Origin of the sequence: Nocardia niwae NBRC 108934 = DSM 45340, from assembly GCF_001613465.1 — a bacterium.
GTDB classification, from domain to species: Bacteria; Actinomycetota; Actinomycetes; order Mycobacteriales; family Mycobacteriaceae; genus Nocardia; species Nocardia niwae.
In genome coordinates this window covers 1-9,376 of record NZ_BDCK01000051.1, presented here as the reverse complement: position 1 = coordinate 9,376, position 9,376 = coordinate 1, and the positions used below count along the sequence as shown (strand labels likewise).

The following is a 9,376-nucleotide window of genomic DNA, read 5'->3' as shown; positions in this document are numbered from 1 at the left end:
CCACGTGTCACGCCCGCCCGGCGGTCATCGCGGAGCACCGTCACTGCCTGCCGCCGAACGCGCGAGCGCCGGCTCCGTTTCGCCGAGTTCGCCCAGCCAGCGCCGTATCTCGGCCGCGACGGCCGAGGTGGCCGCTCCGATGATCGAGAAATGATCGGCGTCGAGCTCGACCGTCTCGCCGGTGTGCAGCCAGGCCGGCACCGGCTCGGCGAGGTCCAGCCCCGGCAGCGGTGTCGCGGCCCGCAGGTCGAACGTCGGCGCGGTGATCGGCAACGGCAGGCGTTGCTCGAACAACCGCGCGTATTTCGCCATGGCGACCAGACCATGATCCGCGACCTCGGTGACCTCGTGTCCCAGGTCGAGGACCGAGCCGATCGCGCTCAGCAGCACCCGGCGGTTCTGCTCCGGATCGTCGGGTGAATACGTGTCCAGCAGGATCACCGCGGCCGGGCCGCTCCCGTCCCGCTCGAGCCGATGCGCCAGCGCGTGCGCGATCGCGCCGCCCGCCGAATAGCCCAGGAGCACGACCGGCCGGTCGTCGCCGCGGTTGCGCACCGCCGCCGCCAGGTGTTCCAGCAGCACGTCCCAGGATTCGGGCAGCGCCTCCCCGGGCTGCGTGCCGGGCAGGCGCAGCGCCGCGATCGTCCGGTCGGCGCCGAGTTCCCTGGCCAGCCGGGCGAACTGGTGCGGCCCGGTGCCGACCACGAACGACGGGACACAGAGCAGGGTCGCCGGTCCGGTTGCCCTGCTCAGCGGAATCGGCGCCGGTTCTGCCACATCGGTGAAGGTGTCCACGAGTTCTGCGCCCGCCAGCAGCATCGGTATCGCGGTGTCGACTCGGCCGCGCCGGTGCGCGGCCAGCACCAGCTCGGTGAGCGCGCCCCTGGATCCGGTTTCCACGGGCACCGCCACCGCGGTGGCGGGCGCGTCCGCGGGCGCCATCTCCGGAATCCGGGAAGTCACGTACGCCGCGAGAGCCTCGCCGGTGGGATGGTCGAAGACGAGTGTCGACGGCAGCGTCAGCCCGGTGGACTCGGCCAAGCGATTGCGGAACTCGATGCCCGCCAGCGAGTCGAATCCCAATTCCGTGAACGGAGCTCGTGGATCGACCGCGTCACCGGAGGCGTGGCCGAGGCTCGCCGCGATGTGCTCGCGCACCGCGGCGAGCACCACGCCGTGGCGCTCGGCTTCGGCGGTCACGGCCAGCTGCCGGGCCAACGACCGCACTCCGCCGGCCCGGCGCGGCGCGGCGGTGACCAGGGAACCCAGCATCCTGGGCAACGCGCCCGCCGCGGCGAGAGCGTTGAGCACCGCGGGATCCAGACGCACGCCGACACCGGTCGGCTCACCCGCGGCTATGGCGCTGTCCAGCAACGACATTCCGGAGGCGTCGTCGAGCGGTATCAGACCCTCGCGGCGCATCCGTGCGATGTCGGCGCCGGTGAGGGTGCTCGTCATTCCGCTGTCCGCGCGCCAGGGTCCCCACGCGAGCGAGGTGGCGGGCAGTCCGCGCTGGTGCCGGTGCTGCGCGAGCGCGTCGAGGAAGGCGTTCGCCGCCGCGTAGTTGGCCTGGCCCGGGCTGCCGATCGTGCCCGCGAACGAGGAGAACAGCACGAACATCGACAACTCGAGAGCGGCGGTGGCTTCGTGCAGGTGCCAGGCCGCGTCGGCCTTGGGCCGCAGGACGGCGGCGAGCCGCGCCGGGGTGAGGTCGTTCAGCAGTCCGTCGGCGAGTGTTCCCGCGGTGTGCACGACGGCGGTCAACGGATGCTGCGGCGGGACGGTCGACAGCAGCCGGTCGACCGCGGCCCGGTCGCTCACGTCGCACGCCCGCACCTCCACGTGTGCGCCGAGTTCGATCAGTTCCGCCGCCAATTCCGCGGCGCCCGGCGCGTCCGGGCCGCGCCTGCTCGCCAGCAGCACCCTGCGCACACCGTGCTCGGCGACCAGGTGCCGGGCGGTGAGCCCACCGAGGCTTCCGGTGCCGCCGGTGATCAGCACCGTGCCGTCGGGATTCGGGCGCGGAGCTGGTCTTCCGTGCGGGCCGGCCGCCGTCCGGCTCAACCGGGGCACGTACACAGCGCCGTCACGCACGGCCGCCTGGGCTTCGTCGGCCATGGCCAGCAGAGTCGCGACGGCACGGCGGTATCCCGCCCAGCCCGCCACGTCGAGGAGGAGAATCCGGCCCGGGTTCTCGTGCTGCCCGCTGCGCAGCAGTCCCCACACCGCCGCGCCGGGGAGGTCCACCGGCTCTGCCGGTGTCACGGCGACCGCCCCGCGGGTGACGACGACGACACGGTCGTGGCGGGTCAGGAGCTCGGTGACCCGTTCCGCCGTATCGGCCAGCCGGGTGCGCACCACATCGGGCACAACACTGTCCGCCGATGTGTCCTCGACCCGGAGCACCGCGACGGAACCTCCGTCGACGCGCACGATCTCGTCGGCGCCGGCAAGCGCCCAGTGCTCGTCCGCGCCGAGTCCGTCGCGCTCCCCGGTCGGCAGCGGCACCCACCGGAGCCGATACGGGTCGTGCCCGGTGCGCGCGGCGCCGGCGGACCGCAGCGTGTCGATCGGGATCGGGCGCATGGTCAACGCCGCGACCCGGAAGATCTGCTCCCCATTCACATCGGTGAGGGTCACCGTGATCGGCTGGTTGTCCCCGTCCCCGGATCGGTGCTCGGCCGCGGCCAACCGCACCCGCGCCGCGCCCGCGCCCAGGGCGTGCAGGTCCACGTCCTCCCACGAGTAAGGCACGTAGATCTCGTCCGGGGCGGGCTCGCCCGTGAGCCCGGTGAACCGTATTGCGTGCAGCGCGGCATCCAGCAGGGCCGGATGCAGCCCGAAGCGGTCGGTCGCCGAATTCTCCTGTCCGGGTAGGCGCACTTCGGCGAAGACCTCGTCGCCGCGCCGCCACAGTGCGGTCAATCCCTGGAACAGCGGCCCGTGCCCGTAGCCGCGGGCGGCGAACTCGGTGTACATGTCGCTGACGTCCACCGGCAGCGCCCCTACCGGCGGCCAGGGTTCCATCGTCGCGGTCGTCTCCGGCGAGGTCGACTGCGCGACAAGAGATCCGGTGGCGTGCCGGATCCATTCCGCCTGTTCCAGTGCGCCGGCGCGATGTGGACGCGAATACACCGACACCGCACGCGCGCCGGTGTGGTCGGGGCCGTCCGCGAGCACACGCACTTCGACCGAGCCGTCGGCCGGGACCGCCAATGGCGCCGTCACCACGAGCTCGGCCAGGCGCGGATTGCCGGTCATCGCACCGAGGTACAGCGCCAGCTCGGCGAAAGCCGTCCCCGGCAACAGCACGGTTCCGCCGATCATGTGGTCGGCCAGCCACGGATGGCTCGACAGCGACAAACGGCCGGTCGCCACCACACCGCGGGAGTCCGGCAGCCAGACGGCGGCGCCGAGCAGCGGATGGTCGACATCGTCCAGGCCGGAAGACCGCACATCGGGGGTGTGCTCGGTGGCGGCGAGCCAATACCGCTGATGATCGAACGCGTACGTCGGCAACGGAACCCGGCGCGCCGAACTGCCTTCCCACAGCGGTTGCCAGTCCACCGCCATCCCGGCGACGTGCGCGCGGGCCAGGAAGGTCACGAAGTGCCGCGCTTCCGCTCCCGCGCGGCGGGTTGCGGCGGCGGTCAGCAGGCCGCTCGCGGCCTCGTCCCCGAGACAGCCGCGGGTCATGGCCGTGAGTACGGCGTCCGGACCAATTTCGAGGAACCGGCGCACGCCGGTGTCGGCCAGCGCCCGGATACCGGGCGCGAACCGGACCGCGGCGCGGATCTGCCCGACCCAGTACTCCGGGTCGGTGAAGGTCTCCCCCACCGCCCCGGTCACATTCGACACGATCGGCATCAGCGGTTGCCGGTAGGTCAGCTTGGCGGCGACGGCGCGGAACCCGGCCAGCGCCGGTTCCATCCGCGCGGAGTGGAATGCGTGGCTCACCTGCAGCCGCGTCGTCTTGTGCCCCTGCGCCGCGATGGTCCGTTCCAGTTCGCCGATCGCGTCGTCGTCACCGGAGAGCACCACCGCTTCCGGTCCGTTCACCGCGGCGATCGAGGCGCGGTCGCCGAATCCGGTGAGCAGTCGCGCCGCATCGGTTTCGGAGACGGACACCGCCAGCATGGCTCCGCCCTCCGGCAGCGCACCCATCAAGCGTCCGCGCGCCGCCACCAACGCGCACGCGTCCGGCAGCGACCACACCCCCGCCACGTACGCGGCCACCAGCTCACCGACCGAGTGCCCGATCAGCACGTCCGGGACCACGCCGAACGACTCCACCAACCGGAACAACGCTACCTCGAACGCGAACAACGCGGGCTGCGTCCACTCCGTCCGATCCAGCACACCCGACGGATCGGCGAACATCACCTCCCGCAACGACGGCGCCGGATCGTCGGTCGAAGGCGTCTGCGCCGCACCGGATTTCTTTCGCAACCGGTCGAATTCGGCGCACACTTCGTCCAGCGCCCGGGCGAAGACGGGGTAGGTCGAGTACAGCTCGGCGCCCATGCCCCTTCGTTGCGAGCCCTGGCCGGTGAACAGGAACGCGATCCTGCCCGAGCCGGCCGTCCCCTCGATCACACCGGGCCCGGGACCGGCCGCCAATTCGGCGAGGCCGGCCAGCAATTGCTCCCGGTCGTCGCCGACGACGGCGCCGCGCCATTCCAGCTGCGCGCGGGTCTGCACCAGCGAACGTCCGATGGAATCGGCGTCGGCGTCCGGATGCTCGACCGCCCAGGTGCGCAGCCGATCGGCCTGCGCCCGCAGACCGGCCTCCGATTTCGCCGACACCACCCACGCGATCACGCCGTCCGGCTCGGATCCGCGGTCGCGCGCGGCGGGCAGCCGGTCGCGCGCGGGCGCTTCTTCGACGACGACGTGCGCGTTCGTCCCGCTGATCCCGAACGACGACACCCCCGCACGCCGTACCCGCTCCCCGGCTGGCCAGGGCTCCGCCTCGGTCAGCAACCGCACCGAACCCGCCGACCAGTCCACATGCGGCGAAGGGGAATCCACGTGCAGCGTCTTCGGCAGCATCTCGTGCCGCAGCGCCTGCACCATCTTGATCACGCCGCCCACGCCCGAGGCCGCGACCGAATGGCCGATATTCGACTTCAGCGAGCCGATCCGCACGGGTTCCCGCCGGCCCTGGCCGTAGGTCGCGATCAAGGCCTGCGCTTCGATGGGATCGCCCAGCGGGGTTCCAGTCCCGTGTGCCTCCACCGCGTCGACGTCGGCCGGTTCCAAGCCCGCCGCTGCCAGCGCCGCCGCGATCACCCGCTCCTGCGACGGACCGTTCGGCGCGGTCAGGCCGTTCGACGCACCGTCCTGGTTCACCGCCGAACCCCGGATCACCGCCAGTACCTCGTGGCCCGACCGCCGGGCGTCCGAGAGTCGTTCCAGGGCCAGCACGCCGACCCCTTCCGACCAACCGACGCCGTCCGCGGCGGCGGCGAAGGATTTGCACCGCCCGTCGGGGGCCAGCCCCCGCTGCCGCGCGAAGTCCACGTACAGCTCCGGGCTGCCCGACACGGTGACTCCGCCGGCCAGCGCCAGCGACGTCTCCCCGTTCCGCAGCGCCTGGCAGGCCAGGTGCAGCGCCACCAGGGAGGACGAGCACGCCGTGTCCACCGTCATGGCCGGGCCCTGCAGGCCGAGGACATAGGCCACCCGTCCCGAGGTGACGCTGTCGGAATTGCCGGTCATCCGGAAGCCCTCGTACGCACCGACCACCCGCTCGGAATAGCCGGACGGAGTGGCGCCGACGAAGACTCCGGTGTCACTGCCGCGCAGCGCGGTCGGATCGATGCCCGCGTCTTCCAGGGCTTCCCAGGCGGCCTCCAGCATCAGCCGCTGCTGCGGGTCCATGGCCGTCGCCTCACGGGGGCCGATTCCGAAGAAGGCGGGGTCGAACGCGCCCGCGTCGGTGAGGAATCCGCCCTCGCGCACGTAGGTGGTGCCGGGTTGGTCCGGGTCCGGATGGTAGAGCCGATCGAGGTCCCAGCCGCGGTCCGTGGGGAAGGGCGTGATCGCGTCCGTACCCGAGACCAGAAGCTGCCACAGCTGCTCCGCCGAACCCACGCCGCCGGGATACCGGCAGCTCATTCCGACGATGGCGATCGGCTCGTCGACCCGGGTCCGTGGCGTCACCCGCGCCGGGCGTGGTCGCGCGGCCGGCGCATCCCCGATCCTGGACACGAGGAACTCCGCCACCGCACGGGCGCTCGGATGATCGAACACCAGGGTCGAGGGCAGTGACAGTCCGGTGGCCTCGGCGAGCCGGTTCCGGAATTCCACACCGGCCAGCGAGTCGAAGCCCAGCTCGGTGAACGCGGTCTCGGGGTCGATCGCCTCAGCGGTGGCGTGCCCGAGTACCGCGGCCGCCTGTTCCCGGGTGACGGCCAGGGCCACTTCGGCGCGGTCGGCGGGTGTGGCCGAGGCCAGCCGTCCGGCCGGCTCCCCGCGAGTGCGGCCCGGCCGCGCGGATGCGGGGGCCAGCGCACTCAGCAGTGCAGGCAAGGCTCCCGCCTCGGCCTGTTCCGCCAGTCCCGATCGATCGAATTCCGCGCCGATCACCAGCGCCGACCCCGCGGTGAGCGAAGCGTCGAACAGCGACAACCCCGTCGTGTCGCCGAGCGGACGGAAACCCAAGCGCCGCAGCCTCTCCAACCCCGCCGGACCGAGGTCGGCGGTCATCCCGGTGCCCGCGTTCCACGGGCCCCAGGCCACCGAGACGGCGGGCAGGCCCGAGGTACGGCGCAGCCGGACCACCGCGTCGGCGAACGAATTCGCCGCCGCGTAGTTGCCCTGCCCGGGGGAACCGGCCAGCCCGGCGACCGATGAGAAGACCACGAACGCCGAGACATTCGCGTCCCGCGTCGCGTCGTGCAGCAGCCAGGTCCCGTCCACCTTCGGGCGCAGCACGCGGTCCACCTGCGCGGCGGTCAGGGTCTCGATCGTCCCGTCGTCGACCACACCCGCGGCATGCACGATGCCGGACAGCGGGAACTCCTCGGGTACCGCCGCCAGGACCGCGGTCAGGTCGTCGCGATCCGCGATGTCACACGCCTCGACGTCCACCTGGGCGCCCAGCGCCGACAGGTCCGCGAGGAGTTCGGGGACCCCCGCGGCGTCACGACCGCGTCGGGAGACCAGCAACAGCCGCCGAATCCCGTACTGGGTCACCAAATGTCGCGTGATCAGCGCGCCCAGGCCGCTGGTGCCGCCGGTCACCAGAACCGTGCCCGTCCCGAACGAGATCGACTCCGTTTCCCGTGCCGCCGCGATCCGGCGCACCCGGGGCGCCGACAGCCGGCCGCCGCGCACCGCGACCTGCGGTTCACCCGCGGCCAGCACCGCCGACACCGTCCCGGCGTCGATATCGCCGTCCCGATCGAGGAGCACGATCCGGCCCGGATGTTCCGCCTGCACGCTGCGCAGCAGACCCGCGACGGCGGCGGCCGCCGGGTCGGGCGATTCACCCGGCAACCCGAGCGCGTTACGGGTGACCACGACCAGCCGGGCCGCGTCGTACCGCGTATCGGTGAGCCACGACCGCGCCAGTTCCACTGTCCGCGTGACCCATTGCCGGGCCGCGTCAACCGGGTCGGCGTCCACCGTGTCGGCGGTCTCGGCCACCCACACGATCGTCGCCGCGTCCGAACCGTCGTCGTCCGGTTCGCGCGGGCCGGTGACGCGCAGGTCGATTCCCGCCACGCTGCCCGCGCCGAGCATCGCCATCGATCCCGCCGGCCCGGCGTCGCCGGTGGGTACCGGCGCCCAGTCCATCCCGTGCAGCGGCACCGGCGCCGTATTCGACCTGACCCGCTCCACCGTGCGCCGCTCGACCGGATGCACCACCACGGAGTCCACGCTCAGTACCGGTGCGCCGGTCTCGTCCACCACATCCATCCGGATCCGGTAACCGCCGGACAGCACCGCGCGAACCCGCACCGGCCCGGAGCCCGACCGGATCGTCCGCAGCCCACCGACGGTGACCGGCAGCGGCACCCGTCCGGCGGGCAGATCGTCCATGACGAAGTCGAGCGCGGGGTGCAGACAGGCGTCGAACAAGGCGGGGTGGATGCCGTAGCCCGACGCCTGTGCGGCGGTGGCGTCGTCCAGCGCTACCTCGGCGAACACCTCGTCGCCGCGCCGCCACGCCGCGCGCATGCCGCGGAACGCGGGACCGTAATCCATGCCCAGATGCGCGATCCGGCGATAGATCGCCTGTTCGTCGAGCTCTTCGGCGCCTGCGGGCGGCCAGACCCGATCCCAGCCGGTGCGGTCGCCGGGGCCGGGGTCGGGGTCGGCGGCGAGCACGCCACCGGCATGGGGCACCCAGGCCTGGGCGTCGTCGGAGTCCGCGGTCCTGGAGTAGAGGGTGAAGCGCCGCCGTCCGCCTGCTTCGGCCGCACCCACCGACACCTGCACGTCGACGGCGCGCTCCCCGAGGGCGAGCGGGATGTCCAGCTGTATCTCCTCCACCGAACCTACGCCGAGGCGATCGCCGATCGCCGACATCAGTTCGAGGTACGTGGTCGCCGGAACCACCGGTGTACCGAACACCACGTGGTCGGCGACCCACGGATGGCGGGCATTCGACAGCTGCCCGGTGAACAGCCATTCGTCCTTGCCGGCGACCGGGACCGCATCCAGCAGGATCGGATGGTCGATGGCGCCGGCCGCGACCGGCCGGACCAGGTCCAGCCAATAGCGGCGACGCTGGAAGGCGTAGGTAGGCAGGGGAAGACGCCTGAGGGACCGGCCCCCGAGCAAGGGCTCCCAGTCCACCTCGATGCCGCTGTTGTGGGCGTGGGCCAGGAAGGTCAGGAAATGCCGGACCTCGTCGACGCCGCGCCGTCCGGCCGCCGCGACCACTGACCGGGATCCGATCTCCTCGGGCAGGCACTGCCGCGTCATCGCCGCCAGCACGGCGTCGGGCCCCAGCTCCAGGAATCGCCGGACGCCCAGGTCCACCAGGGTGTCGACGCCCTGGGCGTAGCGGACGGTGTCGCGCACGTGACCGGCCCAGTACAGGGAGTCGGCGAACGCCTCGCCGCCGACGACCCCGAACACGTTGGAGATCACCGGCAGCAGCGAAGTGCGGTAAGCGACTTCTGCGGCCAACGCCTCGAATTCCGGCAGCATGGGCTCCATCAGCGCCGAGTGGAAGGCGTGGCTGACCCGCAACCGGGTTGTCCTGACCCCGTCGGCGGCGAGCGCGGGCTCGAGTTCGGCGATGGCGTCCTCCGTGCCGGAGAACACGATCGCCGACGGTCCGTTCACCGCCGCGATGGACAGCCGCCCGCGGAATCCGGCGATGGCTTCGGCCGCCCGCTCCTGCGGAAGCGCGGCCGCG

1 protein-coding gene is annotated in these 9,376 nt (G+C 72.4%); it reads right to left on the bottom strand.

Annotated features, from left to right (window positions below; translation table 11 throughout):
* Positions 1–24: 24 nt before the first annotated feature.
* The gene (locus NNI01S_RS30420) at positions 25–9,339 is read right to left on the bottom strand and encodes a type I polyketide synthase (protein WP_281180706.1); all 9,315 of its coding nucleotides are present in this window, start codon (positions 9,337–9,339) and stop codon (positions 25–27) included.
* Between the last annotated feature and the right edge of the window lie 37 nt (positions 9,340–9,376).